Source organism: Mesorhizobium sp. M7A.T.Ca.US.000.02.2.1 (assembly GCF_003996995.1).
In the GTDB taxonomy this organism is placed as follows: Bacteria; Pseudomonadota; Alphaproteobacteria; order Rhizobiales; family Rhizobiaceae; genus Mesorhizobium.
The window spans coordinates 1-26,537 of the sequence record NZ_RZTT01000036.1 but is presented as its reverse complement, the minus strand read 5'-3'; the positions used below and the strand labels follow the sequence as shown (position 1 = coordinate 26,537).

General features: G+C 63.5%; 27 protein-coding genes and 1 tRNA gene. 7 read left to right on the top strand and 21 right to left on the bottom strand.

The window, feature by feature from the left end; all coding sequences use genetic code 11:
• Positions 1 to 189: 189 nt before the first annotated feature.
• The 15 genes from EOD15_RS05905 to EOD15_RS05835 all read right to left on the bottom strand — a co-directional run bounded on the left by EOD15_RS05905 (position 190) and on the right by EOD15_RS05835 (position 17,026).
• On the bottom strand, positions 190 to 492 hold the full coding sequence (locus EOD15_RS05905) for a DUF982 domain-containing protein (RefSeq protein WP_127269540.1): 303 nt from the start codon (positions 490 to 492) through the stop codon (positions 190 to 192).
• A gap of 259 nt (positions 493 to 751) precedes the next feature.
• Positions 752 to 976, bottom strand: coding sequence for an alkylphosphonate utilization protein (locus EOD15_RS05900; protein ID WP_013529641.1), 225 nt, complete (start codon positions 974 to 976; stop codon positions 752 to 754).
• Positions 977 to 1,331: 355 nt separating this feature from the next.
• Positions 1,332 to 2,144 (bottom strand): NAD(P)-dependent oxidoreductase, encoded by an 813-nt coding sequence (locus EOD15_RS05895; protein ID WP_127408347.1) that lies wholly within the window; start codon positions 2,142 to 2,144, stop codon positions 1,332 to 1,334.
• A gap of 3 nt (positions 2,145 to 2,147) precedes the next feature.
• Complete coding sequence (locus tag EOD15_RS05890) at positions 2,148 to 3,350, bottom strand: pyridoxal phosphate-dependent aminotransferase (protein WP_127320510.1); 1,203 nt, start codon at positions 3,348 to 3,350, stop codon at positions 2,148 to 2,150.
• Positions 3,347 to 4,966: a hydantoinase B/oxoprolinase family protein gene (locus tag EOD15_RS05885; protein ID WP_127320509.1), complete on the bottom strand. Its 1,620-nt coding sequence runs from the start codon at positions 4,964 to 4,966 to the stop codon at positions 3,347 to 3,349. The genes EOD15_RS05890 and EOD15_RS05885 overlap by 4 nt, the downstream gene beginning before the upstream one ends.
• A complete protein-coding gene (locus EOD15_RS05880) occupies positions 4,963 to 7,056 on the bottom strand; it encodes a hydantoinase/oxoprolinase family protein (protein ID WP_127320508.1) in 2,094 nt (697 codons plus the stop codon). Before EOD15_RS05880 ends, EOD15_RS05885 begins: the two co-directional genes overlap by 4 nt.
• Positions 7,053 to 8,723 (bottom strand): thiamine pyrophosphate-binding protein, encoded by a 1,671-nt coding sequence (locus EOD15_RS05875; RefSeq protein ID WP_127320507.1) that lies wholly within the window; start codon positions 8,721 to 8,723, stop codon positions 7,053 to 7,055. Before EOD15_RS05875 ends, EOD15_RS05880 begins: the two co-directional genes overlap by 4 nt.
• 95 nt (positions 8,724 to 8,818) lie before the next feature.
• Complete coding sequence (locus EOD15_RS05870; RefSeq protein ID WP_245463585.1) at positions 8,819 to 10,249, bottom strand: FAD-binding oxidoreductase; 1,431 nt, start codon at positions 10,247 to 10,249, stop codon at positions 8,819 to 8,821.
• Positions 10,250 to 10,281: 32 nt separating this feature from the next.
• Positions 10,282 to 11,046, bottom strand: coding sequence for an amino acid ABC transporter ATP-binding protein (locus EOD15_RS05865; RefSeq protein ID WP_127267664.1), 765 nt, complete (start codon positions 11,044 to 11,046; stop codon positions 10,282 to 10,284).
• 11 nt (positions 11,047 to 11,057) lie between these two features.
• Entirely contained in the window at positions 11,058 to 12,137 is a 1,080-nt protein-coding gene (locus tag EOD15_RS05860; RefSeq protein ID WP_127267663.1) for an amino acid ABC transporter permease, read from the bottom strand.
• 3 nt (positions 12,138 to 12,140) lie between these two features.
• Positions 12,141 to 13,304 carry an ABC transporter permease subunit gene (locus tag EOD15_RS05855; protein ID WP_127408346.1) on the bottom strand — a complete coding sequence of 388 codons (1,164 nt, stop codon included), beginning with the start codon at positions 13,302 to 13,304 and terminating at the stop codon, positions 12,141 to 12,143.
• 82 nt (positions 13,305 to 13,386) lie between these two features.
• Entirely contained in the window at positions 13,387 to 14,421 is a 1,035-nt protein-coding gene (locus tag EOD15_RS05850; RefSeq protein WP_127267661.1) for an amino acid ABC transporter substrate-binding protein, read from the bottom strand.
• Between the two features lie 86 nt (positions 14,422 to 14,507).
• Positions 14,508 to 15,458 (bottom strand): LysR substrate-binding domain-containing protein, encoded by a 951-nt coding sequence (locus EOD15_RS05845; RefSeq protein ID WP_023810154.1) that lies wholly within the window; start codon positions 15,456 to 15,458, stop codon positions 14,508 to 14,510.
• A gap of 96 nt (positions 15,459 to 15,554) precedes the next feature.
• Positions 15,555 to 16,304, bottom strand: coding sequence for an SDR family oxidoreductase (locus tag EOD15_RS05840; RefSeq protein ID WP_127321702.1), 750 nt, complete (start codon positions 16,302 to 16,304; stop codon positions 15,555 to 15,557).
• Positions 16,305 to 16,315: 11 nt separating this feature from the next.
• Positions 16,316 to 17,026 (bottom strand): SDR family oxidoreductase, encoded by a 711-nt coding sequence (locus tag EOD15_RS05835; RefSeq protein WP_127321703.1) that lies wholly within the window; start codon positions 17,024 to 17,026, stop codon positions 16,316 to 16,318.
• On the opposite strand from EOD15_RS05835, the gene EOD15_RS05830 reads away from it, so the two are divergent.
• The gene (locus tag EOD15_RS05830; RefSeq protein ID WP_127321704.1) at positions 17,010 to 17,273 is read left to right on the top strand and encodes a hypothetical protein; all 264 of its coding nucleotides are present in this window, start codon (positions 17,010 to 17,012) and stop codon (positions 17,271 to 17,273) included. The two genes, EOD15_RS05835 and EOD15_RS05830, sit on opposite strands and share 17 nt — an antisense overlap.
• Before the next feature lie 42 nt (positions 17,274 to 17,315).
• On the opposite strand, the gene EOD15_RS05825 is transcribed toward EOD15_RS05830, so the two are convergent.
• From EOD15_RS05825 to EOD15_RS05805, 5 genes are read right to left on the bottom strand one after another with little or no spacing between them, the layout of a single operon-like run.
• Positions 17,316 to 18,104, bottom strand: a complete 789-nt coding sequence (locus tag EOD15_RS05825; RefSeq protein ID WP_164761873.1) for a FadR/GntR family transcriptional regulator — start codon at positions 18,102 to 18,104, stop codon at positions 17,316 to 17,318.
• Positions 18,105 to 18,154: 50 nt separating this feature from the next.
• Positions 18,155 to 18,502 carry a RidA family protein gene (locus tag EOD15_RS05820; protein WP_023810158.1) on the bottom strand — a complete coding sequence of 116 codons (348 nt, stop codon included), beginning with the start codon at positions 18,500 to 18,502 and terminating at the stop codon, positions 18,155 to 18,157.
• 31 nt (positions 18,503 to 18,533) lie between these two features.
• The gene (locus tag EOD15_RS05815) at positions 18,534 to 19,340 is read right to left on the bottom strand and encodes an SDR family oxidoreductase (RefSeq protein WP_127321706.1); all 807 of its coding nucleotides are present in this window, start codon (positions 19,338 to 19,340) and stop codon (positions 18,534 to 18,536) included.
• Entirely contained in the window at positions 19,333 to 20,145 is an 813-nt protein-coding gene (locus EOD15_RS05810; RefSeq protein WP_127408345.1) for a shikimate dehydrogenase, read from the bottom strand. The genes EOD15_RS05815 and EOD15_RS05810 overlap by 8 nt, the downstream gene beginning before the upstream one ends.
• 6 nt (positions 20,146 to 20,151) lie before the next feature.
• Positions 20,152 to 21,042 carry a 2-hydroxy-3-oxopropionate reductase gene (locus tag EOD15_RS05805; protein ID WP_127408344.1) on the bottom strand — a complete coding sequence of 297 codons (891 nt, stop codon included), beginning with the start codon at positions 21,040 to 21,042 and terminating at the stop codon, positions 20,152 to 20,154.
• Between the two features lie 110 nt (positions 21,043 to 21,152).
• Here EOD15_RS05805 and EOD15_RS05800 point away from each other — a divergent pair, with 110 nt between their 5' ends.
• The gene (locus tag EOD15_RS05800; RefSeq protein ID WP_127323008.1) at positions 21,153 to 21,917 is read left to right on the top strand and encodes an aldolase/citrate lyase family protein; all 765 of its coding nucleotides are present in this window, start codon (positions 21,153 to 21,155) and stop codon (positions 21,915 to 21,917) included.
• Positions 21,918 to 21,932: 15 nt separating this feature from the next.
• Positions 21,933 to 23,150 carry an FAD-dependent oxidoreductase gene (locus EOD15_RS05795; RefSeq protein ID WP_127408343.1) on the top strand — a complete coding sequence of 406 codons (1,218 nt, stop codon included), beginning with the start codon at positions 21,933 to 21,935 and terminating at the stop codon, positions 23,148 to 23,150.
• Positions 23,151 to 23,341: 191 nt separating this feature from the next.
• Here the strand turns inward: EOD15_RS05795 and EOD15_RS05790 are convergent.
• Positions 23,342 to 23,431: transfer RNA gene (locus EOD15_RS05790), tRNA-Ser, on the bottom strand.
• Positions 23,432 to 23,793: 362 nt separating this feature from the next.
• Between EOD15_RS05790 and EOD15_RS05785 the strand changes: the two genes are divergently transcribed.
• The 4 genes from EOD15_RS05785 to EOD15_RS05770 all read left to right on the top strand — a co-directional run.
• Complete coding sequence (locus EOD15_RS05785) at positions 23,794 to 24,498, top strand: hypothetical protein (RefSeq protein WP_236383026.1); 705 nt, start codon at positions 23,794 to 23,796, stop codon at positions 24,496 to 24,498.
• Positions 24,499 to 24,806: 308 nt separating this feature from the next.
• Complete coding sequence (locus EOD15_RS05780) at positions 24,807 to 25,130, top strand: hypothetical protein (RefSeq protein ID WP_127266916.1); 324 nt, start codon at positions 24,807 to 24,809, stop codon at positions 25,128 to 25,130.
• Positions 25,131 to 25,230: 100 nt separating this feature from the next.
• Positions 25,231 to 25,896, top strand: a complete 666-nt coding sequence (msrA, locus tag EOD15_RS05775; protein ID WP_127322748.1) for a peptide-methionine (S)-S-oxide reductase MsrA — start codon at positions 25,231 to 25,233, stop codon at positions 25,894 to 25,896.
• 208 nt (positions 25,897 to 26,104) lie between these two features.
• Positions 26,105 to 26,537 (top strand): BMP family ABC transporter substrate-binding protein (locus tag EOD15_RS05770; protein WP_127408342.1); only part of this gene is annotated, 433 nt, incomplete at its 3' end.

Genomic DNA, 26,537 nt, shown 5'->3' with positions numbered 1-26,537 from the left:
GAAATAGGTATTTCATAAAGATTTTTGCGCGGGCTCTTCCCGACACTCCACGCAGGGATTGTCGCCCAAGACACACGGCTACAGGATTGCGATTTCCTTGCGAGCTGCCGGAAACGCGAAAGCCCGGCTGAGGGCCAGCCGGGCTTTCTATGGTGGTGTGGCTTTAGCCGCCACGGAGAACATCAATCTTCAGGCGGCGTAGCCGCCATAGCCACGCGCAACGGCGTGCACGCCCGCCACCGGCTCGAGGTCCGGCCACAGGATGCCGGCGGCTTGCGCGAATTCGAGCAACGCCCGGCGCGCCTGCTCGACGCTCACATAACCTGGAACGGCCAGATCACATGTCTCCACCGCGTTTCGGTAAAGCGGGCCGCGGCGGGAGGTCGTCCAATTGGTGAGGAAATCGTGCATTTCGGCCAGCGAGGCAATCTCGCGCTTGAAGCCGAGGCCGACCGACAGTGCGACCGGTGAATGAAACAGCTTGTCGTGCATGAAGCGGGCTCCTGGTTTTTCGCGCGCTTGGAGAGATATCCGGGCGGGTCCGCGAACGGGACGCCGTGAAACGCGCAATGAGGCCGGAGGTTCCAGCTTGGGACTTGGCGATTTTTTTGATTGTGCCTGGTCGGCGAAGTTATCAATTCGCAGCGCAACGATCGCGTGCCGGACGCTCAACGGCTCCGCAGCCCCCTTGGCGACGGCAGGCTCTCCAAAATCCCGAAGGAGCCATCGAGATCGCTTGCCGCCTTGAGGCTCACGCCTTCTTCACGAACTCGGTCTTGAGCACCAGGCCTTTCACTTGCTTGGTGTTGCATTCGATCTCGCCGGGATTGCCGTTCAGGCGGATGGCCTTCACCAACGTGCCGCGCTTGATCGTCTCCGAAGTGCCTTTGACTTTGAGGTCTTTGATCAGCGTTACGGAATCACCGTCATTCAATTGAGCGCCATTGCTGTCGCGCACGATTACATCGTTCGGCATGCCATCTCCTGTGATTTGGATCCCACTACCAGATCAGATGAGAATCCCAAAACCGATGACGACCGGCAACCGTCAATATTTCAGGGGGCCCATCTGGTGGGCGGCGTGAAACATGTGCGACGAGAAGACGCTCAGCACGTAAATGCCTAAGTCTTCGACGCCCAAGGTGGATGAACGCTTGGGGGAAGTCCGGCATCGTCTGCAGGTACCGCTGCCAGATCTGATCCATGACCGTGGTCGGCGTGGCACATCGAAGCCGGCGCCGCCGACAACCTCCTCGATCTCCGCCACCACGCGTGAATCCGTCGCCTGCCGCATCTCGGCTTCCGCTCTGCGCCATCGAGCGGATTGGCAGCTACGCCTGTTTGTCGTCCGGATGGCCAAGCTCGCAGAACCACCCGCCCAGATACTTCACCGATGGCGCCTTGGGATCCGGAACCTGCGTTTTCGCCTCGACCGCGGCGCGGAACGGCTCGGCACTATCCTGCGGAGAAAACCCCAGATGGTTGGCGCCGCTGTTGTCGACCGTTTTCACCTTGTTGTCGGAAAGGCCGAAGGAGATCGTATGGCCGACGCGCGGCGCGGTGAGAGCTGCCTCGACCAGACGCACACAATCGGCGAAGGAGAGGTATGACCACAGCATGCGACGGTCCGCCGGTTCGGGGAAGGACGAAAAGATGCGCAGGCACGCCGTCTCGATGCCGAACTTGTCCCAGTAAAGCCGGCTCAGGCTCTCGACGAAGTTCTTCGACACGCCATAGAGGCTGTCGGGACGCACCGGCGCGTCGACGCCGATATGCGCCTCGACCTCGTGATAGCCGACGGCATGCACGGAGGAGGCATAGATGACTCGTTTCACCCCGTGTTTCCGGGCGCCCTCGTAGATGTGATAGGAGCCGCGGATGCTGGAATCCAGGATGGTTTGCCATTCGCATTCGAGTGGTGCGCCGCCGAAATGCACGATCGCGTCGCAATCCTTGGTGGCGGCAATCGTCGCCTCCATATCGGCGAGGTCGAAGACCGCTTCTTCCTCGTGTGGAGCAAGATCGCCGAACGGTTCGCGGCCGGCCAGGCGGATCGTTTTTGCCAGCGGCACCAGCCCCTTTCGCAGTTCCGAACCGAGGCGGCCGGCCGCGCCGGTGATCAGGATGCGTTCGTAATGCGGCATGATTTACTCCACTTGCGCGACGGCGGCGTTGATGCGCGCGATCGCTTCGGTCAGCACCTCTTCGCCGGTCGCGGTCGAGATGCGGAAATAGGGGGAAAGTCCATAGGCGGCGCCCGGCACCGAGGCCACGCGCCCTTCGTTCAGGAGATAATTCGCCACTGCCGTGTCGTCCTCGAGCACGACGCCTTTTGGGGTCCTGCGGCCGATCAGGCTGGCGCAGCCGATATAGGCATAGAAGGCGCCTTCCGGTGGCGAAAGCGTAAGACCGTTGATCCGCCTGATGCCGTCGACGACAAGGTCGCGGCGCGCCTCGAACGCCTGCCGAAAGCGTGCCACCTCGTCCTGGGGGCCGTTGAGCGCGGCCACCGTCGCCGCTTGCGCGATCGAGCAGACGGACGTGCAGGACTGGCTCTGGATGATCGCCATCGCCCTGGTGAGCGGCGCCGGCCCGGCGGCATAGCCGACACGCCACCCGGTCATCGCATAGGATTTGGAGACGCCGTTGACGATCAGGGTGCGGTCCCTGAGTTCCGGGCAAGCCTTGCCGAAGGAGAAGAAGTCGCGTCCGTCGAACAGGATGTGCTCGTAAATCTCGTCGGAAAGCACCAGCACCTGGGGATGCCTTGCCAAAACCGCTCCGAGTGCCCGCAGGTCCGATTGCGAATATATGGCGCCGGAGGGGTTGCCGGGCATGTTGAGGAACAGCCATTTCGTCCTTGGCGTGATGGCTTTTTCGAGCAGTTCCGGCGTCAGCCGGAAGCCCGAAGTTTCCGGGCACTCGATGAGGACAGGCCTGCCGCCGAGCAGCTTCACCATCTCGGGATAGGAGACGAAATAGGGCGCCGGCAGGATCGCTTCGTCACCAGACTCCAGCGTCGCCATCAGCGCGTTGAAGATGATCTGCTTGGCGCCATTGGCCACGACGACGTAGTCCGCCGTGTAGTCCAGTCCGTTTTCGCGGCGGAACTTGCCGGCCACGGCTTCGCGCACCTCGGCCGTGCCGGCGGCACCCGTGTATAGCGTCTGGCCGGCCTTCGCGGCGAAATGCGCCGCTTCGATGATATGGCTCGGTGTCGGGAAATCCGGCTCGCCCAGGCCAAGATCGATCACGTCGACGCCCTTGGCGCGCAGGGCCTTGGCTGCCTGCGAAGCAGCCATGGACGCCGACGGCTTCACCGCAGACAGGCGCGAGGCAATGTAGCTCATTTGCCGTTCTCCGAAATGTATTCCTTGGAGCGGTCGTTCGCCCGCGCCTCGGTGCTGCGCTTGGACGGATCGCCATAGCCGCCTCCGCCCGGCAATTGGAGGATCAGCCGACGGCCGGCCGGAACATGCTGCCAGCCTTTGGGTCGCATCTGCGTGCCATCGTCCAGCCTGACCACGCCGGCCACTCCAGGCCCGCCGCCGTTGCGCCCGTGGGCGGGATGATTGACGCGGTCGAACATGGCCGAGAAGTCGAATTCATGGCCCTCGATCGCCTCGATTTCGATAACCTGCCCGAGCCCGCCGCGGAACTCGCCGTCGCCGCCGGAATCGGGCCGCAGCTCCTTGCGCCAGATGACGATCGGCCCGGTGTGCTCCGTTGCCTCGATCGGCATCGTATGGACGCCGGAGGGGAAGGCCGTCGCCGACAATCCGTCGAGACCGGGGCGCGCGCCCATGCCGCCGGAATTGAACATCAGCACCTCGGCGCGGCGGCCCGAACCGCCGGAGACCGGCCGAACCGAGATATGGATGTTCCACAGTGCGCCGGCGCCCTCGGCAAGGATCTTGCCGGGCATCGCCTTGGCGATCGCGCCGAGCACCAGATCGGGAACCATGTGGCCGAAGATGTGCCTGAGCGCCACCGGCGCCGGCCGCACGGCGTTCAGGATGTTGACCGGAGACGACACGGTGAAGAAGGCGAGCGACGCGGCATTGTTAGGAATATCGGGCGCCACCACGCATTTCAACGCGTAGCAGGCATAGGCCTTGCTGTAGATGATCGGGCAGTTGATGCCCCATCGGCTCATCGGGTCGGTACCGGTGAAATCGACCTCGACGCCGGCGTCCCTAACCGTGACCGTCGCTGCGAGTTTCACCGGCTCGTCGTAGCCGTCGGTCACCAGCGCGTTCGACCAGCTGCCTTTGGGCATCGCCTTGATGCGTTCGACCATGGCGTCGCGGGTGCGCGAGAAGATGAACTCGCCAAGCCCGTCCAGCGATGCCAGGCCGATCTCCTTCATCATGTCGACGAGGCGTCGGTGGCCGACTTCGTTGCAGGCGGCGAGCGAATAGAAATCGCCGACGACCTGGTTCGGCTCGCGGACGTTGGCGCGCAGGATCCTGACGAGATCGAGATTGACCTTGCCCTTCTCCGCGAACTTCATGATCGGGATCTGGATGCCTTCCTCGTAGACCGACTTGCCGTCAGCGCCGAAGCCGCGCCCACCGACATCGACCACATGCGCCGTGCAGGCGAAGAACGCAACCAATTCGCCGTTCAGGAACGACGGCGACACCATGGTGATATCGTGCAGGTGGCCCGTGCCCAACCAGGGGTCATTGGTGACGTAGGTGTCGCCCTCGAACATGGTTTCGCGCGGGATTTCGTTCATGAAATGCAGCACCGCCTCGGCCATGGTGTTGACATGGCCGGGCGTTCCCGTCACCGCCTGTGCCAGCATCTGGCCGCGGGGATCGAACACGCCCGCCGACAGGTCGCCTGACTCGCGCACCGATGTCGAGAAAGCCGTGCGCAGCAAGGTGAGGGCCTGCTCCTCGACCACCGAGATCAACCGGTTCCACATGACCTGCATGCGGATTTCACTGATGTCGCTCATGCCTGGCTGCCTTTGCGGATCAGAAGGATCGCGCCGTCGCTCTGGATGACGGCGTCGAAGCTCGTGGTGACGACGGTGGATGTCTCGCGTTCGACGATGATGACCGGGCCCGCCACCCGATCGCCGGTGCACAGCCCCTCCCGTTCGACGATGCCATAGGTCCGTGGCGCACCGCTGGCCGGATCGAACACCGCGCGGCTTGTTGCCGGCTGAGTGGTCCGCTTGCCGGTGATCAGCTCGTGCCTGGCGACAGCAGGCCGGACATCCGTCGCCTTCACGGACCAGGTGACTATCTCGATCTCCAGGCCGCCAAGTCCTTCGATGGCGCGGCCGAAGAAGCGTTGGTAATTCGCCTGGAACAAATCCTCGAGCGTGGTTGCGGCATCCTTGCCGAACGGCTCGTCCGGCAGCGGCACGGGGATTTCCCAGCCCTGGCCGGCGTAGCGCATGAAGGCTGTGATTTCGCATGTGATCGTACCGTTGGCCCCTGCCCGCACGAAGCTTTCGGCTGACACTTTGAGGTCGTCGAGCAAAGCATTGGCCTCGGCCGGCTTGAACTGCGACAGCCGCGTCAGCCGGGATGCCAGGGCTTCGTAGCCGAACGGAGCCTTGAGGAAGCCGATCGCCGATCCGACGCCCGCGCCCTTGGGAACGATGCACTGGTCGATGCCGAGTTTCTCGCAAAGCCTTGCGGCGTGAAGCGGGGCCGCGCCACCGAAAGCGATCATCACGTTGTCGGAAATGTTTTTGCCGTTTTCGACAGCATGGACGCGGGCGGCATTGGCCATGTTCTCGTCCACCACCTCGCAGATGCCGAAGGCCGTCGCCATGGCATCGAGCGACAGGCGTTCGCCGACGTCGCGCAGGATCGCCTGTTCGGATGCGGACGTGTCCAGCCTGATGGCGCCGCCGGCGAAATTGTCGGGATCGAGCTTGCCGAGCACCAGGTCGGCATCTGTGATGGCCGGGCGCCTGCCGCCGCGGCCGTAGCAGGCCGGGCCAGGTTCCGATCCGGCACTTTCGGGACCGGTCTGGATGCGGCCCATGGCGTCGACCCAGGCGATCGAGCCGCCGCCGGCGCCGATCTCGATCATCTCGATCACGGGAATGGAGATCGGCATGCCGGAACCTTTGCAGAAGCGATAGGTACGCGCCACTTCGAAGGTTCTGGCGGTGCGCGGCGCATAATCCTCGATCAGGCAGATCTTTGCAGTGGTGCCGCCCATGTCATAGGAGACGACCTTTTCCAGGCCGAATCGCCTGGCGATGTCGGCGGCGAAGATGGCGCCGCCGGCCGGGCCGGACTCAACGAGGCGCACGGGAAATTCCGAGGCCGTCTCCACCGAGATCAGACCGCCCCCCGAATGGATCATGAAGACCGGGCACTCGGCGCCCATCTCCTTCAAGCGAGTCTGGAAACGCGCGAGATAGTCCGCCATCTGCGGCCGCACATAGGCGTTGGCGCAGACCGTGTTGAAGCGTTCGAACTCGCGCATCTGCGGCGAGACTTCGGCGCTGATCGAAATCGGGATGGTAAGCTTGCGGGACAGGATAGCGCGTGCCCGGCGCTCATGATCAGGGTTGGTGTAGGCATGGATGAAGCCGATCGCCACGGAGCCGAAACCGCCGGCCGCGATCCGGTCGGCAATGCCTTCCAGGGCGGCTTCGTCGAGCGGTTGAAGCTCCTGGCCTTCCGCACCGATCCGGCCCTTTACCGTGAAACGGTGCTCGCGCGGGATTAGCGGCGCCGGCAGCTGCAGGTCGAGGTCATACTGCTCGAAACGGTTTTCGGTCCGCATCTCGATGACATCGCGGAACCCTTCGGTGGTGACCAGTGCGGTCTTGGCGCCACGGCGTTCGATGAGCGCATTCGTCGCCAGCGTCGTGCCGTGGATGATGATGCCGATCTCGGCAAGCGCGATACCGGCATCGCGCGTGACGACGGCAATGCCGTCCAGGATCGCCTGCTCGGGCGCCGCATAATTGGTCAACACCTTGGTGGAGAAGATCGTTCCCCTGAGGTCGAGCGCGACGTCGGTGAACGTGCCGCCGATGTCCGCGCCGAGACGGATGTCGTCTTTGGAGGTCATGCCTTGGCCTTCTGGGAAGCGAGCGCGGCGTCACGCATCTGGGAAAGGGTCTGTCGGGGCGTCAGCGCTTCGGGAGATATGGCGATGTCGAGGACCGCTCCCGTCACGGATCCGAGCGCCCGATCGAACGCCGCCGCGAAATCGCGCGTCGCCTCGACCCGCTCGGCATGGAAGCCATAGGCCTTTGCCAGTGTCACGAAATCAGGGTTTTCGAGCGACGTGCCCGAAACGCGCGCCGGATAGTGGCGCTCCTGATGGGCGCGGATCGTGCCGTAGATGCCGTTGTTGAGGATCAGCACGATCGGCTGCGCGCGAGCCTGCATGGCGGTTCCGAGTTCCTGGCAATTCATCTGGAAGTCGCCGTCGCCGGCAAAGCAGACGACCGTGCGTTCTGGAAACGCAACCTTGGCGGCAATTGCCGCCGGCAGGCCGTAGCCCATGGCGCCAGACTGCGGGGCGAGCAGCCGTGCGTCCGGCCCGAACTTGAAGAACTTGTTCGGCCAGACGGTGAAATTGCCGGCGCCGTTGGTGAGAATGACGTCGGCAGGCAGGTTTGCGCGCAGCCAGGCGCTGACCTCCACCATGTCCACCGGGCCGGGCTGGACGGGCGCGCCGAATGTCCCTTCATAGGCTTTGCGGGCCGCGGCGCGCCAGTCCGCCCAGCCGCCTTTGACGGGCGTCAACGCCCGGGCAAAAGCGTTCGGCCCGGCATGGATACCGATGGCCGGCACATAGATCTTGCCGATCTCGCGATCGGAGCCATGGACATGGATCAGTTTCTGGCGCGGCACCGGCACGGACAGCAGCGTATAGCCATCCGTGGTCATCTCGCCAAAACGCACATTGACGGCCAGGATCACGTCGGCCTCGCGGAGCAGGGCTTTGACATGCGCCACCATGCCGACGCCGGCCTCGCCGACAAAGACCGGCGAATGGTTGTCGAACTGGTCCTGATAGCGAAAGGCCGCCACGACAGGGATGTCGGAAGCCTCTGCGAAAGCCTGTAGCGCCGCGCGTCCGCCCACGGTCCAGTTGGCGCCGCCCATGAGCAGGACCGGCCTCTCGGCTGTGGCCAGCAGCTTGAAGGCCGAAGCGATCGCTTCCGGCGCCGGCGCCGGCTCGAAAATGGCCGCCGGTGCGCTGAGCGGAGCCGCTTCGGTCATGGTGGTCAGCATGTCCTCGGGCAGCGCGACCACAACGGGACCAGGTCGTCCGGTCAATGCGGTCGTCCATGCCCGCGCCACAATCTCGGGCAGGCGCGCGACATCGTCGATCTCGACCGCCCATTTGGCGACCGTGCCGAACACCGACCGGTAGTCGATTTCCTGAAACGCTTCGCGGCCCTTCATGTCGGTGCCGACCTGGCCGACGAACAGGATCATCGGCGAACTGTCCTGCATGGCCGTGTGAACGCCGATGCTGGCGTTGGTGGCGCCTGGGCCGCGCGTCACGAAACAGATGCCTGGCGAGCCGGTCAACTTGCCGTAGGCCGAGGCCATGAACGCCGCGCCGCCTTCATTGCGGCAAAGCGTGTAGTCCAGCTTTCCCTGCGTGTCGTGCAGCGCGTCCAGGACGGCCAGATAACTTTCTCCGGGCACGCCGAAGCTCCTGGTCGCGCCAAGCCCGATCAGGCACTCGACGAGAAGGCGGCCGCCATTGCGGATCATGCTTCGACATCCTCACTTTGGCGGCAGGTCGATCGAGCCTGCCTTCGGTTCATAGGTGCACGCAGGCGGTTCGGGGCGAAATCAAGAAATGCCGTCTATTCGAAAGTTTTTCTTTGCCGAGCAGCGCGCACCAGCACGCCCGGATTCATCGTGTCCCGTGGATCGAATGCATCCTTGAGCCGCGCCATGAGTTCGCGTTCCAATGGACTGCGGTTTCGGTCGGCCATGGCGACCTTTGCGCGGCCAAGTCCATGCTCGGCCGCGAAACTGCCGCCCATTTGCGTGGCGAGCGACGATAGCGCCTCGGCGAACCGCTCGGCCTTGCCGTCAAAATCGGCGCGGCCTTCCGGCGGCGACAGATTGTAGTGGATGTTGCCGTCGCCGAGATGCCCGAACGGGTTTATCCGCACGCCGGGAAGAATGTCGTCGCAGATCTCTGCGCCGGCCTCGACGAAACGGGCGATAGCGCCCGGAGGCACCGAGATGTCGTGCTTCAGCTGCTCTCCTTCCAGCCTCTGTCCTTCCGGCTGCTCCTCTCGCAGCCGCCAGAATTGTGCGCGATGCGCGCCCGTCGCCGCCAATGCTCCGTCCAGCACCAGGCCTTGCTCCATGCCCCACTCCAGCGCCGAAGCCAGTATCTCGTCGAGCGGAACGCGGGGGGCGCCCGATGCCAGTTCGACCAGCACATAGACCTCGCCGCGTGCCTCCAACTGGTAGGCGAGGTCGGGCAGGTGTTTGAGGGCCAGTCCCAGCCCGATGTCGGAGAAGAACTCGAGCCCGGTCAGGAATTCCCCCACCTCGCCCCGCAGAAAGGTGCCAAACGAAACCGCCGCGGCGAAATCGGGCATGACGACAAGCGCGCTCGCCTGCCGCCGCGGCATCGGGTAGAGCCGCAGGATCGCGCGCGTCACGATGCCAAGCGTTCCTTCCGCGCCGCAATAGAGCTTGCGCAACTGATAGCCGGCATTGTCCTTCTGCACCGCGCGCAGCCCGTTCCATATCGCCCCGTCAGGGGTCACGACCTCCAGGCCAAGCACGAGGTCTTGCATCATGCCATACCGGAATGCCTGGCTGCCGCCGGCATTGGTGCCGACCAGGCCGCCGATCCTGGCGCTGCCTTCCGCGCCGAGATGCATCGGAAACATCAGGCCGTGCGGTTCCAGCGCCTCGTGCAGCGCGGCAAGCACGGCTCCCCCCTCGACGAGGATCGAGCCGCTGTCCAAGTCCGGTTTGCCGATCGCCGTCATGCGCGAAAGCGAAACGATCACCGCATCCGGCCGATCGGCGACGGCGCCGCCGCAAAGCCCGGTGTTGCCGGCTTGCGGCACGACCGCCAGACCGGCCGCGTGGCATGTCTTTACGACACTGGCCACTTCGGAGGTGTCCGCAGGCCTGGCCACGCCCAGAGCCGCGACGCCGTGGCGATCGAGCCAATCGCGCTGATAGGGCCTGGCATCGCTGCCCGAAAGCCATCCTTTCGGTCCGAGCATCTTGCGCAAGGCGGTGACGGGATCAGTCACGGACATGGCTGCGGCCTGACGCGGGATCGTTGCATCGATCAGTGACCAAGCACCTGCGACAGGAACTGCCGCGTGCGCTCGTTGCGGGAGGAGGTGAAGAATTCATCGGGAGGCGCCTGTTCGACGATCTCGCCTCCATCCATGAAAATTACCCGGTCGGCAACCCGGCGCGCAAAACCCATCTCATGCGTGACGCAGATCATTGTCATGCCTTCGGAGGCGAGCGTGACTATGACGTCGAGCACTTCCGCGATCATTTCCGGGTCGAGCGCAGAGGTCGGCTCATCGAACAGCATGATCTCGGGCTGCATGCAAAGGGCACGCGCTATCGCGACCCGCTGTTGCTGGCCGCCGGACAACTGACCGGGATACTTCATCGCCTGTTCGGGAATGCGTACCTTCTCCAGATAGCGCCGGGCGGTCGCCTCGGCATCCGCGCGCGGCACCTTGCGCACGATCATGGGCGCGAGCATGCAGTTCTCCAGCACCGTCATGTGTGGAAACAGGTTGAAGTGCTGGAACACCATGCCGACTTCCCGCCTGATCCCGTCGATGTTGCCGACATCGTCGTTGAGCTCGGTGCCGAGCACGGTGATCCGGCCGCCATTGTGCTGCTCCAGACGGTTGATGCAGCGGATCATGGTGGACTTGCCGGAGCCGGACGGGCCGCAGACGACGATCCTCTCGCCGCGATCCACGGACAAGCTCACCTTTCGCAGCGCCTGGAATGTCCCGTAATATTTGTCGAGATTTTCGATCAGCACCGCGGGGCCGCTGGATCGGGGCGAGTTTCCTGAAATCACGTAAACGCCCCCTATCGTTCGCCGACCGACATACGGCGCTCGAGAAAAGCGCCATAGCGGGACAGGCTGAACACGAAGATGAAGTAGATGAAGGCGATGAAGGCATAGACCTCGACATAGGCGAAGCGCCACTCGCCGGTGCCGTAGGCGGCATTGCCGGAGGCCAGGATCTCGAAGAAGCCGACGATGATCACCAGCGAAGTTTCCTTGAACGAGATCACGAACTGGTTGATCGTCGCCGGCAGCGCATTGCGCATGGCCTGCGGTAGAAGAATGCGGCCGACGCGCTGCCAATAGCGCATGCCAAGCGCCATGGCTGCCTCTTCTTGCCCACTGGGAACGCCCTGCATCCCACCCCTGACGATCTCCGCCTGATAGGCGGAAAAAAACAGGGCCGAGCCCAGGATCACCCGGTACAGCTTGTCGCCCACCAGCCATTGCGGCAGTGCGAACGGCAGCACGATGGCGAAGGTGAACAGGATCGAGATCAGAGGCAATGAACGCACCCCGTCGATGATGAGGCCGGTGGTACGGGAAATCCATGGCAGGCCGGAGCGGCGCAGCAGCGCCAGGCAGATCGCCAGCGGGAAGCCGATCAGGCAGGTGGTCACGAAGATGAACAGGGTCAGCGCCAGTCCGCCCCAGGCCTCCTCGCCGACATAGGGCAGACCAAGCACGCCGCCCTTCATCAGCACGTAGAAAAGCGCCGTTCCGGCTCCCCATACGAGTGCGATGCGGCGACCCGTCCAGAAGGCTGGAACGCAACTTAGCACCGTCATGACCACGACGATCAGGCAAGCCAGGGCCGACCGCCACTGCTCGTCATAGGGATAGAGGCCGAACAGGATGATGCGCCATCGCGCGGCAATGACCGACCAGCAGGCTCCCGCCGCCGCCTGGCAGGCTTCGGGTCCGCCGCTCGTCGTGAAGACAGCCGAGAAAACCGCCCAATTCAGGAGCTTCCAGGCCAGGAAGACCATGACCGCCAGGGAAGCCAGCGACAGCAATGCCTGCAGGGGCGTCGCAAAGAAGCGCCGCCTCAGATCCTCGATCTTGCCAATGGCAGGAGGGGCGACAACGACCATTTCCATCCCTCACGCCCTCAACTGGTTGCCCTTGAGGGCGATTGCTTTGTTGATGCGGTTGAAGATGGCGGCGAGGCTGAGGTTGATGACGAGGAAGCCAGCCATCAGGATGCCGATTGCTTCGATTGTCTGGCCGGAATGGTTGATCGTCAGCGCCACGATCATGAAGAAATCGGTGAAGCCCACCGCGATGCCCATTGTGGTCGCCTTCATCAGCCAGACATACTGGTTGGCGAGGATTGGCAGCATGGCGCGTAGTGCCAGCGGCAGCCGCACCAGCATGAAGACCCGCCACGGGCCGAGGCCCAGGGAAAGAGCCGCCTCGACCTGGCCCTTGCCGACAGCCTTGAACCCGCCGCGCACGATCTCGGCGATGTAGGAGCCGCCATAGATGGCGATCGCGATGGCCAGTGTCGCAAACTCCGGCGGAATGCGCAGGCCGCCTCGCAGATTGAGACCTTGCAGCGCCGGAAAATCGAGTAGCGGCGAGTCGGCCAGGCGGCCGGCCACCAGAATGATGGCCGCGCAGGCAAGTGCCGCCGCCGTGCCGGCAAGCTGAATGCCGCCACGCTGGCCGACCGGCAGGCTGAGGCGCGATGTCCTGCCCAGCCAGATCGGCAGCGCGATGGCGGCAATCACAGCCAATGTCGCCGCAGCGAGCGCGGCGCTGCTGACATTGGGGAACGGGATGTAAAGCCCCCGGCTGGTGAGGAGAAAGCCCCATCCCTCATGCGCGGCGCGCGGCGTCGGCAGATGGGTGATGACGGCATACCAGAAAAAAACCTGGAGGATCAGCGGGATGTTTCGGAAGATGTCCACATAGGTGCGGCCGAGCAGCCGGGCCAATTCGTTCGAGGATGTCCGCGCCAGGCCGACGATCGTTCCGACGATCGTCGCCAGCGTCAGGCCGACGGTTCCCAGAAACAGCGTATTGATGATCCCGATGAGGAAGTACCACCAATAAGGGTCGTTGGCCGTGGCGGGCAGCAGCGAGAAGTTCAGGTCCCAGCCCGTCGACTTGAACAGGAAGTCGAATCCGGAGGTGATCCCCTGCGCCGCCAGGTTCTGTCTGGCGATCACAATGCCGGCAAGCACCATCGCGGCGATCGAGCCGACATACAGGATCTGCAACAGTGCGTTGCGGACTTTTTGATTTCTCAGCAGGCTGACCATTCAGAAATCCTTCCCGAATTGCCGCGCGGTCCCGCCCGGCGGGAGCCGGGCGGGACCTGGAGCGGGATGCGTTCAGAACGGATCAATCAACAACCAGCGGGAACAGGACACCGCCATTGTTCCACAAATTGGTCAGTTCGCGATCCATCTTGTAGGGCGAGTCCTTGCCGAGATCGCGATCGAAGATTTCGCCGTAGTTGCCGACGTTCTTGATCACCTTGTAGGCCCAGTCGTCGGAGAGCCCGAGACCCTTGCCCATGCCTGGCGTGACGCCGAGGAATTTGGCGACCTGCGGTGAAGTCGGCTTGGCCTTTATCTCGTCGACGTTCTTCGAGGTGATGCCTTCCTGCTCGGCAAAGATCAGCGTGCTCAGCGTCCAGTTGGCGATGTCGACCCAGTTGTCGTCGCCTTGCCGCATGATCATGACTTCAGGCTCGACGGCGAGCACGTCGGGCAGGATGACATGGTCGTCGACCTTGCTCTTGGCGATGCGCGCAATGGCCAGTGTCGGACCCCACTGCGCATAAAGATCGCAGCGTCCCGAGAAATAGGCCTGCTCGAGCTCCTCGGTCTTCTCGATGAGCACCGGTTCGAGCTTGATGCCTAGCTTGGCAGTATAGGCAGCGACCTGCTGTTCCTGCGAGGTGCCGGCGGGAATGCAGATCGTGCCGCCGGCGGCATCCTTGAGCGACTTGAGGTTCAGCTCCTTGTGCGCCATCACCTTGGTGGTCCCGAGATAGTAGGACATGGAGAACTGCAGCCCAAGTTCGGTGTCGCGGCTGAGCGTGCCGCCCGAGGCCTTGACGATGATGTCGACATCGCCGGACTGCAGGGCCGGCCAGCGCTGGGCCCAGCTGATAGGAACTACTTTCAGCTTCGCAGGGTCGCCGAACACGGCCGCGGCCACCGCCTTGCAGAGGTCGATGTCCATGCCCTTCCAGTTGCCCTTGTCGTCCACCTCGGCGAAGCCGAGATAGGAGCCGTCATGGCCGGTGCAGTTCAGCATGCCGCGTGCCTTGACGGTTTCGAGCGTCTTGCCGCCGGCGGCTTCCGCCGGCGCCGCAAAATGCACGAGGCCAAGCGCCAGGGCCGAAGCCCCCCATTTCATCATTTTCATGTTCCGTCTCCACTGTTGAGGTTGTTTGGTTTCTTGTTGTTGGAGGCCCGAAAGGCGTCTTTCAGGCCTCGGTCTCGAAGCCGCTTCTAGTCGGAAAGCGGGGCCGGTTTCGGTAACGAGGAAATCGTGAGGTCGCCGCGCCAATCCTGCTGAGCCAGCCATCGGTGAAGTGCCGCGACCGCCTTCACGCGCAGATGTCCGCGCGGGACGACAAGATAGAAGCCCGGGACTTCCTCCGGCTTCATATCGGCAATGGCGTCGCGGCCGATCGGCGCGACCAGCGTGCCCGCCCGGAAATCTTCCTCGGCATCGATGACGGAAACCAAGCCCACACCTATGCCTTGCAAGGTCGCCCGGCGCATGGTCGCGGCGTCGTCGAAGCTGATGCTGCGGTCGCCATCCGTCAGTTCCACGCCAAGGTGGCGCAATATGTCCGGCCACAGACGCTTCGACTTGACGGTGTCGAGCAACGTGAACTGTGTCAGATCATGCGCCGACTTGATCCTTTCGCCGATCGCCGGCGTGCAGCAGATGATCTTCGGATCCGGCACCAGCAACGTGGTTTCATAGTCGGACCAGTTGCCGTAGCCCCACTGGACCGTCATATCGATATCGTCGCGCCCGAAATCGGGCAGGTCGACCATGGTCGTCAGGCGCAGGTCCGCGCCCGGCAAGATTTCCCGGAACAACGAAAGCCGCGGCAGAAGATAGTGCGTGGCGAAGTATGGGCTCGCATTCAGGTTGATGCGGTCCCGATAGTTCGACTTGGTGACGCGGCGAACGCCTTCGGCAAACTCGTTGAAGCCGGCTTTGACATAGTGCGACAGAAGAATGGCCGACTCGGTCAGTTCGATCGACCGGCCCTTACGCTCGAACAGCGTTACCTGGAGCGTATCCTCCAGAAGCTTGATCTGCTGTCCGACGGCCTGCGGCGTGACCAGCAATTCATCCGCCGCCTGCCGAAAGCTCTTGTGCTGCGCGACCGCGTGGAACACGCGCAGAGCATTCAGCGAGGGGAGGCGCAGCTTGCCGGTCATCGAAAATTCCGTTCCTTTCCCTGCTTGTGTTCCGGTCGGTCATGCACTGCCTCGGTCATGCACTGCCAGAGTTCAGTCGCCCGCGGCGAAAGAGGCTTAGGCGTATATGTAACCACCTGAAACAATTACGTTTTCACCGGTCATGTAAGTGTTCTTGGGGCTGCCCGTCATCAGCACCCATTCGGCAATTTCCTTTGGCTCGGCACCGCGGCCGAGCGGGCTCGCCTTGGCCAGTTCCTCCAGGAAGCCGAGCGCTTTTGCCTTCTCCGTCGCCATGCCGGCCGGCGCCACCGAATTCACCAGAATGCCGTCCTTCGCCACGTGATGGGCAAAGGATCGGGTAAGGCTGACGACGGCGGCCTTGGTCGCCGCATAGTGAGCGTTCTGCGGATGCGCCTTGAAGGCGTCGACCGAGGTCAGGTTCACGATCCGCCCGCGGACGTGGCTCTTCGGCTCCTGCGATTGCATGTGGCGAACCGCCGCCACCATCATATGATAGGTGCCCTTGATGTTGATGCCGTTGGAGGCATCCCAGTCGGCGTCGGTGATTTCGAGGAGCGGGCGGCGAGGGTAGATCGCGGCACAATTGATCAGCGTGTCGACGCGCCCGAGTTTCGAAACGATCGCCTCGAATGCGGCGTGGCACTGTGGGCCTACCTGGATGTCGCAAAGGGCGGTTGCGGTAGGCAGTCCCCTGGCCTTCGCGGTCGCCAGCGCGGACTCGGCGGCTTCCTGGTTGATGTCGATGATGCCGATCTTTGCCGCTCCGGCCTCGACAGCCATCTCGGCTAAGAGGGCACCGAGGCCGGCACCACCGCCAACGATCAGAACGGAAAGATCTTTCATCCCAGTTTTCCTTACTTGGTACCGCTTGGCGAGGTTGGCCAAGTCGGCATGATGTCGAAACGGGTAACGTCGGCCCACGCGGGGAGCCCAAGCACAGCGACGACCATCCTGGCCACGTCATCCGGCTGCACCACTTTGCTGGCGTACATGGCTGCGCGCGCGTTGGCGTCGAGGATGTCCTGGTAGAGCTGCGTCTCGACACGGCCGGCAACGATCTCGGTGACGCGTACGCCCGATGGGGAGAGGTCGGCGCGCAGCGCTGCTGCAAAGCCTGATATCGCCGCCTTGGTCGCTGAATAGACGGCAATGTTGGAGTATGCCGCGTGGCCCGCTGTGGAGCCGGTGAACAATACATGCCCGGACTGCCGCTCGCGCATTTGCGGGACGACGAGGCGCGTGAGCAGGATTGCCGCGCTGAGGTTCACCTCGAGCGTGGTGTCGATGTCAGCGATCTTCATATCGGCGAAGTTGCCGAGCGGCGGCATGACCCCGGCATTGTTGATCAGCACGTCGATGGTGAGATCCGCCAGGGCCGCTTCCAGGGCCTCGCGATCGGTGACGTCGACGGCAATCGGCACGATGCCGGGCCGCTGTGCCTGCAGCTCCTTGAGCGCGGCCTGGCTGCGCCCGACCGCATAGACGTCGTAGCCGGCGTCGCTCAGCGCGATCGCTATGGCCCGCCCTATGCCGCTCGTCGCACCGGTGATGAAGGCTGTCGTCACGTGGGCTTTCCTGATTGTCCGTTTTCAGTTTGCGGCCCGGGCCGATGCCGCGAAACCAAGAAAACCAGCAAAAAGGAAAGATAAACTTTCGAAAATTTCGGATGCCCCCAAAATCCCTTGGGGTGTTCGGATAACCGCAGCAGCCGAAAACCCAGGGAAACGCTGGCAAGCTGGCGCCTTCAGCCCTTGGGAAACCCGCGCAGCCGGTGACGGAACAAAAAACACGGCTTTCGCAATGGATGTCTAATTTTCGGCCCAGGCGCGCCGATGCGATCGAATTCGCGAGGCCTCATCCGCCCGTCGAGACAGGCCTTTTCATGTCGGTGAAAAGTGAGGCCGCCGCCGCCTTCTGCTCGGCTTCGATTGCCTCCACGCCAGAGGCTCGGGCCAGGGCGCGCACCCGCCCGAGACTGTTGTGCAGGTGTTTGCGCATGGCCTGGCGGGCGGCGCGGCCATCCTGCCTTTCGATGGCGTCGACGATTGTCTTATGTTCGCTGTGTATGCGCGCGTAGTAGCTGTCCTTGAGTTCGGGCGTGACCAGATAGCCGAGCTGGAAGCGCGGCACGATCATCGGCCCGAGATAGCTTAGGAAACCGTGGATGAATTCATTTCGTGCCGCCTTGGCGATCGCCAGGTGGAAATCATAGTCGTAGTGGATCTGGACGACGGCGGGATCGGCCTGCTGGGCGTCGACCTGTTCCATCAAGGTGCGGATCGCGCTGGCTTCCGCATCGGTGCGCCGTTCCGCGCACAATCCCGCCGACTCCACCTCGACGCTCAACCTCAGCTCGAGCAGCGCAATGGTTTCCGGCAAGGTCCTGAGCGCTTCGTCCGGTATCGAGAAGTTGCGCGGCGCCGGCGTCTCGCTGACGAACATGCCGCGCCCCTGCTGCGGCACCACCAGGCCTTCGGAACGCAGTCGCGCCACAGCTTCCCGCACCACGGTGCGGCTGACATCGTACTCGGCGCAAAGCTCCGCCTCAGTCGGCAATTGCGCGCCGGGCAGCAGCTGTCCGGAACGGATCTTCTCGGACAGGCTCTCCGCCACGACGGTGGAAAGCGGCTTGCGCTTCGTCATCAGTCTCCCTCTCGCCAGATTCGGGATGATGCCCGAACCGGCAGGACCATTCAAACCGCCGCGGTGACGATCAGCTCGACCAGCATTCCGGGCTTCGCCATCCGTCCTTCGCCCGATGAGCGCGCCGGTGCGTGCTCCCCGGGCATCCAGGCGTCCCACACCGCATTGACCTCGTCGAAATCCCTGATGTCGTCCAGCCACATCTGCACATGAAGGATGCGGGTCTTGTCCGTGCCCGCCTTGCCAAGCAGCGCATCGATCTTGCCGAGCACCTCGCGCATCTGGTCGGCCGCGGACTGGCCGGGCCTCGCGACCTGGCCGGTGAGGTAGAGCGTGCCGTTATGGATGACGCCATGGTGGATGCGGGTATCGAAGTCGAAGCGCTGGATGTCGCTCACTGGCGAGATATTGATCACTGGATTATCCTTGTCAGATAGCCGGCGTTTGCCGGATGGGATTTCCCTGCAAATATTGTGCGTAAGGCGCCTGAACCAGCCAGCCGGCGTCGACCGGCAAGGTGACGCCGGTAATCGAAGCAGCGCGCTCCGAGCAGAGGAACAATGCCGCCTCGGCGACGTCGCGCGGCTCGACGAAGCGTCGCAGCGCCGTGGTGGCCAGTATGGCTTCGGGGTTGCGTTCGCCCCTGGCGATCTTGGTCTTCAAACCATCGGAAAGTGTATAGCCGGGCGCGACCGCATTGACGCGAACGCCATGCGGGCCGAGTTCGGCGGCGAGGATCTGGGTCAGGGCCAGGACCGCATGCTTTCCCGGCGTGTAGGCCGGCAGCGACAGCGGCGCGAAAGAGGCGAGCGAGCCGACATTCAGGATCGCGCCTCGCCGGGCGGCCGACATCAGCCGGCCAAACACCTGGCACCCCAACAGCGTGCCGCGATAATTCACCCGCCACATCTTCTCGTCCTCGTCCAGATCCTGATCAAGGACGTACTTGCCGCTCTGCAAGATGCCGGCGCAGTTGACGACGACGTGAGGCGTGCCGAACCCGTCGCTGACAATCCGTGCCAGAGCCTCGACTGAGCCGCTATCTGCGACATCTGTCTGGACAAACAGCGCACGCGGCGCGCCCGCCGCCTGGCAGGAGCCGGCCGTCTCATTGCCCCTCGTCGTATCCCGGCCGGAGACGACCACATGATAACCGTCTTCTGCGAAGCGCTGCGCGATAGCGCGTCCGATGCCGGAGGTGCCGCCGATGACGACGGTAGTCGGTGTCTCAGCCATGGCCGCGGTCCTTGCCTTCGATGTCGAAGAATTCGGACATCGCCCGGACCTGGAAATCCATCATCGGGCGTCCCGGTTGAACGCGGCAGCCGATCCCCTTGGCCGCCCGCAGCAGAGCGGTTTCCGCAGGCTCCATGATGATGTCCACAACCGTCATATCCGGGGTCAGCCGGCTGACATCAAGCGGCAGCGGATCGCCGGCATGCATGCCGACAGGTGTGGCGTTGATCGCCATATGCATGCCGGAAGGCTCGGCCTCTCCGACCTGGATGCGGCATTTCGGGAACGCGCGGCCAACCAGCGCCGCGAGTTTCCCGGCACGCACCGTATCGATGTCTGTAAGGCGGATTTCGTCGGCGCCGGCTTCCGCGAGACAATAGGCGAGCGAGGCACCGGCGCCACCGGCACCGACTTGAAGAATACGGCGACCGGCGATCTGATGCCCGTTCGCCTTGAGCGCATCGATGAAGCCGACGCCGTCGAAATTGTCGGCATACCAGCTGCCGTCCGGCAGCCGTCGCACCGAGTTGGCGCTTTCCACCCGCGCGGCGCGGTCATGCGCGGCGGAGCATTTGTGGTAGACCGCAACCTTGTACGGCACCGAGATGATCACGCCCCTGATATTCTCGGCTGCCGTGATGCCGGCCCAGAAGGTCTCGAAATCCTCCGGGCGGCAGCTCAAGGGCACCATGAGGCTGTCGAGGCCCTTCTGCTCGAAGATCTCGTTGAATATGCCGGGGCTCTTGGCGTGGGCCACGGGATGGGCCAGCATCACGAAGATCTCGGCCTTGCCGGTTCCGCGCATCGGTTTTTACTCCTTTTCTTTTGACAGTTCGTGGCCGCTGAGGATCTCCAGCGCCCGGACGAGAGACGAGTGATCGGCCTCGGCGCCATCTGGATGGGCCGAACAGGCATTCATCAGTTGCTGCGCCATGGCGGTGTTCGGCAGCGCCACGCCAAGGGCGCGGGCACTGTCAAGCGCCAGGTTGAGATCCTTCTGGTGGAGCTTGATGCGAAAGCCTGGGGCGAAGGTCCGGTCGATCATGCGCTGGCCATGCACTTCCAGGACGCGGGAGGCGGCGAAGCCACCCATCAGGGCGCCGCGCACCTTCGCCGGGTCGCACCCGGCCTTGCTGCTGAAGACAAGCGCTTCGGCCACGGCCTCGATGTTGAGCGCGACGATGATCTGGTTGGCGATCTTGCAGGTCTGCCCGGCGCCATTCTGCTCGCCGATCAAAGTGACGTTCTTGCCGAGTGTCTCAAAGATCGGCAGCGCCCGCTCGAACTCGGCGGCCGGGCCGCCGACCATGATGGTGAGGCTTGCCGCCTTGGCGCCGACCTCGCCGCCCGAGACCGGGGCGTCGAGGTAGCCGGCTCCCTTCTCTCGCAGTTTCGCCGCGAACGCCGCCGTGGCGATGGGGCTGATCGAGCTCATGTCGATGACCAGCTTGCCGGCTGACAGTCCTTCCAGGACGCCGTCCTCGCCCAACAGGACGCGTTCGACGTCAGGCGTGTCGGGCAGCATGGTGGCAATGATCTCGGACCCCCGTGCCACTTCGGCGGCGGACGCGACGACCGATGCGGTCAGGCCCTGCGGTAGAGGGGAGCGATTGAGGACGGTGACGATCTCATGCCCGGCATCGGCCAGGTGGCGCGCCATCGGTGCTCCCATGACGCCAAGCCCGATGAACCCGATCCTCATTCTCCAGCTCCCATTCGAAAGTCCGTACATCGCATCTTGCAGCGTTTTGTGGCCATATGATATAGGACATCATACAAATTTCAATCCAGATGATTGGAGATGATCGCAAGATGCAAGAACGCCTCAACATGCTGAAAGCTGCCACAGCGGCTGGCCGGGCTCACATCGGCATCTGGTGCTCGCTGGCTTCGGCGCTCACCACGGAGATCGTCGCCGGCTCTGGAGCCGATTGGGTGCTGATCGACGGCGAGCACAGCCCCAACCATCTGCGCAGCATCATGGCGCAGCTTCAGGTGATGGGCGGCTTCGACAGCGAGGCTGTCGTCAGGCTGCCCTCCGACGATCCCAATCTGATCAAGCAGGCGCTGGATATCGGCGCACGCAGCCTGATGATCCCCAATGTACGAACCGCCGATCAGGCCCGCGCCATCGTCGCGGCCATGACCTATGCGCCCGGCGGATTTCGCGGCTTCTCGGTCGGTCACCGCGCCAACGGCTTCGGCCGCATCGCCGGCTACCACGCCAAAGCGCGTGAGCAGCAGCTTCTCGCCGTGCAGATCGAGGATGAATTGGGCGTGGCGAATGCCGCCGAGATCGCGGCGGTCGACGGCGTCGACGTTCTCTTCGTCGGTCCCGGCGATCTTTCCACCAATATGGGCGCGATGGGCAATCCCGGCGCGGCACATGTCCAGGAGGCAATCTCGTCCGTGCGCCAGGCCGCAACGGCGGCAGCCAAGGCAAGCGGCATCCTGGCGCCGGCGAAGGCCGATGCCGACCGCTACCTTGCCGAAGGCTTCACCATGGTTGCCGTCGGTTCGGACCTTGGCCTTCTTGCGCGGGGCTCGGATGCCCTGATCGCTTTGTTCAACCAGTAGCTTGGAGTCGGAGCCATGGCGATCCCGCCTTACAAAGCGCCATCGCGCAACGCCTACGACATCGTCATCGTCGGCGGAGCGGTTGTCGGCTCGTCCACGGCCTACTGGCTGAGCCAGGCGCTGGGCAGCGGTGCCTCGATCCTCGTGGTCGAGCGCGATAGCAGTTACGAGTTTTCATCGACGGCGCTGTCCACCAGCGCGATCCGGCAGCAATATTCCAATCCGATCAATGTGAAGATCAGCCAGTTCGGCATCGAGGTCATCCGCACCTTCCAGGAGCGCATGGCACCCTTCTACAGGGACGAGCCGGCGCCCGACCTCGGCTTCAAGGAGCATGGATATCTTTACTGCTGTTCACCCGACGGCGTCGAAGCGGCCCGCGAGCGCGTCGATCTGCAGCGCAGTTTTGGGGCCTACACAGTGTTCCTCGAGCCGGGCCCGCTGAAGGATCGCTTCCCCTGGCTCAATGTGGAGGATCTCGGCGGCGGTTCCTGGGGGGCTCGGGAAGAGGGCTGGTTCGATTCCGTGGGGCTGATGAACGGTTTCCGCCGAGCCGCCCGCGCCAGCGGCGTCGAGTATATCGACAATGCAGCGACAGGGCTGGATATTGCCGATGGACGGGTCATCTCGGTGCGCCTCGCGACCGGACAGACGGTTCGTTGCGGAACATTGGTCAACGCCGCGGGCCCGCGCGCGCAGCAGGTGGCAGCCATGGCCGGCCTGTCGATCCCGGTCGCGCCCTACAAGCGCTACAGCTTCGTCTTCGCCAGCGCCAACCCGATCCCCGGCCGGATGCCCAATGTCATCGACCTTTCCGGAACATTCGTGCGTCCCGAAGGCGAGCTTTTTCTCACCGGCAACACGCCGCAGGGCGACGGACCGGCCGGCTACGACGACTTTGAAATGCATCATGAAGAGTTCGACGACTACATCTGGCCGGCACTCTGGCACCGCATTCCGTCTTTCGACGCACTCAAGGTCCAGACCAGTTGGACCGGCCACTACGAGTACAACATGCTCGACCACAACGGCATCGTCGGCTTCCACCCGCAGGTGACCAATTTCATGTTTGCCAACGGCTTCTCGGGGCACGGGCTGCAACAGTCGCCAGCCGTGGGCCGGGGAGTTTCAGAACTTATCGTTCACGGGGCTTTCCAGACGCTCGATCTGTCGCCATTCTGTTACGAGCGCATAGAGCGCAACGAGCCGTTCCTCGAGGAAGCGGTGATCTAGGGCGAGACGATCGACCACCCCGTTTTGATTTGGCGATGCAATTCACTACGGGACGTCGGTCGTGTTCGAGATTGCACCAAGCACAAGCGCCCCGGTTGTCCTCCTGGCCTCGAGATCGCGATGAGCGTCGGCAGCCTGCGCCAGATCATATTGCCTGGGCGCGCCTATCTTGATCACACCTAGGTGCAAACTGGCGGAGAGAGCGGGATTCGAACCCGCGTTACGGTCTCCCGTAAACACACTTTCCAGGCGTGCGCCTTCAACCACTCGGCCACCTCTCCGTCCATGCATGTCGCGTCGGCCGGTTTCGCCGTGCGGGTTGGGGAGATGCACCTCCCTTGGGGCTGAGGCGTGGAAATCCGCGCCGGCGCCGCCAACCAGCGAACGCCCTTCCCCACACCTGAGCCGTCGAAGCAACAGGCGCGGGGCTCATCTAGTCGATCCGGCGCCGAATGCCAAGCCATAACGGCAGTCTATTCGCTTTGCCGGCCACACAGTGTTTCACAAGGCGGCCGGCATGCCCGTTTTTACGGGCGCCGCCGCTGCAATGGTGTGCACAGGCACGACCGCCGGGCCGGCCGCCCTTGACTTCCCCCGGAGTTGCGTGTCGGGTGCCGAGGCTTTGCGGGGGCATCGTGCGGACATGACATCGAGCAATGGACAGACGCCAGTCAGGCGGCCGGACAGCGGGCTTTCCTTCGTGCCGGTGGGCTGGCTCGTCTTCGTCATGGCGTGGTCGGTCTACGGCCTGATCTCCGTCTGGCCCGCGGTCGGCGCCACCGGCCTGCCAGACAGCGTGTTTTACCTTGTCTATGGCGGGCTCGCCGTCGACATCATCACCATCCTGTGGGGGCTTTACCTGCTCGGCCTCGCCTTCGGCCGCTCGGCCCGTTTCCCGCGCCAGTTCACCATCTGGCAGGTCGCCACAATCATCTGGCTGGTGGCCTGGCAGGCCTGTGCACTGACGATTTCGGATTTCGTCTTTTCGGGCCAGGCGCTTGCCATCACCGCTGCTCAACTCGCCATCGGGGTCCTCTGCATCTATCTGCTGCGCCGTGGATCCGAAGCCGATGCCGTTTATGTCAATCCGGAAACCGAAAGCCCGCCTGTCTTCGTCTCGGTCGTCGCCGCGCTGCTCGGCATCGTCCTGGGCGCGGTCATCGGCGCCGTGGGCGGATTCGCCATCGGCTCGGTGATCGCTGATGCCACCGAGATGAGCTGTTTCGAGGGCGCCTGCGGCTATTTCGCCGTGTTCACCGGCCTGGCCGGCCTGGTGATCGGCGCCATTGGCGGCGGCGTTTTTGCCGTCTGGCGTGTCCATCGGCGCAAAAGGAAGCCGGCCGCATAATTCGCGCAGGGCAACGAATCCGGGTTCACCCGGTCTTTGAAGACTTGGCCGGCACGTCGGTTTGCGAGGCACCAAACGCAAAAACCCGCCTGTGCGGCGGGTCGTCGGCGCAAATCAGCACCCTGCCGAAATTGTTAGCATAGCTGCCCTCACATGTCAATGAAAAGCTACCCAACCGACTGTCGTCCGGCCTTCTGTTGACCTGAGTTTGGGGTCTGCAAATTCGCGTATGGCGATTGCGATCCAGCCATGCGCATTCTATCTCTGAAAGGCCCCTCGGGAGGGGACCAGCCCGGAGGAGGGTTCTAATGTTTCGCTTCGTCTTTCGTCTTGCCGCAATGATCGCGCTGTCGATTTCCGTCATCATGGCGGTGCTCGACGCGACACGCACCGTGGCGGCCTCCGTGCTGGTGCTGACCCCGCTCAACACCAGTTGGCTGGCGGTCTCGCCCGACACGAGGGCCGCCTTCGAAACCTTCATCCGAACCAAGGCCAGCCCGCTGCTGTGGGACGGCGCCGTCGCCTGGGTGCTGAACCAGCCGGGCTTCGCCGTGTTCGCGGTGCTGGCTTTCCTGCTCTATGCGATAGGCTACAGGCGGCCACCGCGTGCTGGGCAGTTCGCCGCCACCTAGAGCATCGGACCCAAAAGCGGTTGCCGGTTTTGGGAATCCGATGCTCAAACAAAGCCGCCGTCATGCGGCTTCTTGCGTTTCACCCGGAGAGGAGCCGCGCATGTTCTTTCTCAGCGACATGCTGAACAAGAAGCTCAATCTGCCGAAGCCCTCCGAGGCTCTGCCGGGCCGCGCCAAGGCGATCCCGACCGCATCCAGACACAAGGTCTTGAAAAGACCGCTCAAAGGTCCTTATCCCGAGAGGCTGGAGACGGCGATGTTCGGACTGGGCTGCTTCTGGGGAGCGGAGCGGCTGTTCTGGCAGATCGAAGGCGTTTGGGTCACCGCGGCCGGCTATGCCGGCGGCTTCACGCCCAATCCGACCTATCAGGAGACCTGCACAGGGCTTACCGGCCACGCCGAAGTGGTGCTGGTGGTCCATGACCCCGAGATCGTCTCCTATGCTGGGCTTCTGAAGCTGTTCTGGGAAAGCCACGACCCCACGCAAGGCATGCGCCAGGGCAATGATGTCGGCACCGCCTATCGCTCCGCGATCTACACGAGCGACGAGGCGCAATTGTCGGCGGCGAACGCCTCGCGCGATGCGTATGAGACCTCGCTACGCGGTGCCGGCCACGGCAGGATCACCACCGAGATCGCGCCGGCGGCCGAATTCTACTTCGCCGAAGCCGATCACCAGCAATATTTGGCGAAGAACCCTTACGGCACGTGCAACCTCAAAGGCACCGGCGTCGCTTGCGTCATCCCTGCCGCCGCGTCCACGTAACACTTGGCGCAAGGACAAGCTGCGGTGCGGCTTGCCCACATCAAGCTTTTCCAAAAGGTCAAAATTCCGCGTGAATTTTGTTTCGGGCCATGCCAGATTGCCGCCGAGCGGGAGGGAGTACACTCCTGGCTGACGTCGTATGCCTGCCGGAGAACCGGGCCGGCATGCGGTGCATAACGGAAAAAATAACCGACAGGGTGTGGATCACATGAAACGTATCGTTCTCGGCCTCCTGGCCGCAACCGCAATGGTTCTTCCGGCTTTCGCCGCGGATGTCCAGCCGGCCATCCTCTATGATCTCGGCGGCAAGTTCGACAAATCCTTCAACGAGGCTGCCTACAACGGCGCCGAGAAATTCAAGACGGAAACCGGCACGGCCTACGTCGAATTCGAGGTCTCCAATGCCTCGCAGCGTGAGCAGGCGCTGCGCCGCTTCGCCGAGGACGGCCGCAACCCGATCGTTATGGCGGGCTTTGCCTGGACGGACGCGCTGACCAAGGTCGCCGCCGAATACCCCGACCTGAACTTCGCCATCATCGACGACCAGGTCGATCTGCCGAACGTGCGGTCGCTGAAGTTCAAGGAACAGGAGGGCTCCTACCTCGTCGGCATCCTGGCGGCGATGGCCTCTAAGTCCAAGA

Excerpts from the sequence above, each read along its gene's own strand:
- EOD15_RS05905 (WP_127269540.1), bottom strand. The coding sequence starts at position 492 with ATGCACGACAAGCTGTTTCATTCACCGGTCGCACTGTCGGTCGGCCTC.
- EOD15_RS05900 (WP_013529641.1), bottom strand. The coding sequence starts at position 976 with ATGCCGAACGATGTAATCGTGCGCGACAGCAATGGCGCTCAATTGAAT.
- EOD15_RS05895 (WP_127408347.1), bottom strand. The coding sequence starts at position 2,144 with ATGCCGCATTACGAACGCATCCTGATCACCGGCGCGGCCGGCCGCCTC.
- EOD15_RS05890 (WP_127320510.1), bottom strand. The coding sequence starts at position 3,350 with ATGAGCTACATTGCCTCGCGCCTGTCTGCGGTGAAGCCGTCGGCGTCC.
- EOD15_RS05885 (WP_127320509.1), bottom strand. The coding sequence starts at position 4,966 with ATGAGCGACATCAGTGAAATCCGCATGCAGGTCATGTGGAACCGGTTG.
- EOD15_RS05880 (WP_127320508.1), bottom strand. The coding sequence starts at position 7,056 with ATGACCTCCAAAGACGACATCCGTCTCGGCGCGGACATCGGCGGCACG.
- EOD15_RS05875 (WP_127320507.1), bottom strand. The coding sequence starts at position 8,723 with ATGATCCGCAATGGCGGCCGCCTTCTCGTCGAGTGCCTGATCGGGCTT.
- EOD15_RS05870 (WP_245463585.1), bottom strand. The coding sequence starts at position 10,249 with ATGTCCGTGACTGATCCCGTCACCGCCTTGCGCAAGATGCTCGGACCG.
- EOD15_RS05860 (WP_127267663.1), bottom strand. The coding sequence starts at position 12,137 with ATGGAAATGGTCGTTGTCGCCCCTCCTGCCATTGGCAAGATCGAGGAT.
- EOD15_RS05855 (WP_127408346.1), bottom strand. The coding sequence starts at position 13,304 with ATGGTCAGCCTGCTGAGAAATCAAAAAGTCCGCAACGCACTGTTGCAG.
- EOD15_RS05850 (WP_127267661.1), bottom strand. The coding sequence starts at position 14,421 with ATGAAAATGATGAAATGGGGGGCTTCGGCCCTGGCGCTTGGCCTCGTG.
- EOD15_RS05845 (WP_023810154.1), bottom strand. The coding sequence starts at position 15,458 with ATGACCGGCAAGCTGCGCCTCCCCTCGCTGAATGCTCTGCGCGTGTTC.
- EOD15_RS05840 (WP_127321702.1), bottom strand. The coding sequence starts at position 16,304 with ATGAAAGATCTTTCCGTTCTGATCGTTGGCGGTGGTGCCGGCCTCGGT.
- EOD15_RS05830 (WP_127321704.1), top strand. The coding sequence starts at position 17,010 with ATGAAGGCTGTCGTCACGTGGGCTTTCCTGATTGTCCGTTTTCAGTTT.
- EOD15_RS05825 (WP_164761873.1), bottom strand. The coding sequence starts at position 18,104 with ATGACGAAGCGCAAGCCGCTTTCCACCGTCGTGGCGGAGAGCCTGTCC.
- EOD15_RS05815 (WP_127321706.1), bottom strand. The coding sequence starts at position 19,340 with ATGGCTGAGACACCGACTACCGTCGTCATCGGCGGCACCTCCGGCATC.
- EOD15_RS05810 (WP_127408345.1), bottom strand. The coding sequence starts at position 20,145 with ATGCGCGGAACCGGCAAGGCCGAGATCTTCGTGATGCTGGCCCATCCC.
- EOD15_RS05805 (WP_127408344.1), bottom strand. The coding sequence starts at position 21,042 with ATGAGGATCGGGTTCATCGGGCTTGGCGTCATGGGAGCACCGATGGCG.
- EOD15_RS05800 (WP_127323008.1), top strand. The coding sequence starts at position 21,153 with ATGCAAGAACGCCTCAACATGCTGAAAGCTGCCACAGCGGCTGGCCGG.
- EOD15_RS05795 (WP_127408343.1), top strand. The coding sequence starts at position 21,933 with ATGGCGATCCCGCCTTACAAAGCGCCATCGCGCAACGCCTACGACATC.
- EOD15_RS05785 (WP_236383026.1), top strand. The coding sequence starts at position 23,794 with ATGACATCGAGCAATGGACAGACGCCAGTCAGGCGGCCGGACAGCGGG.
- EOD15_RS05780 (WP_127266916.1), top strand. The coding sequence starts at position 24,807 with ATGTTTCGCTTCGTCTTTCGTCTTGCCGCAATGATCGCGCTGTCGATT.
- msrA (WP_127322748.1), top strand. The coding sequence starts at position 25,231 with ATGTTCTTTCTCAGCGACATGCTGAACAAGAAGCTCAATCTGCCGAAG.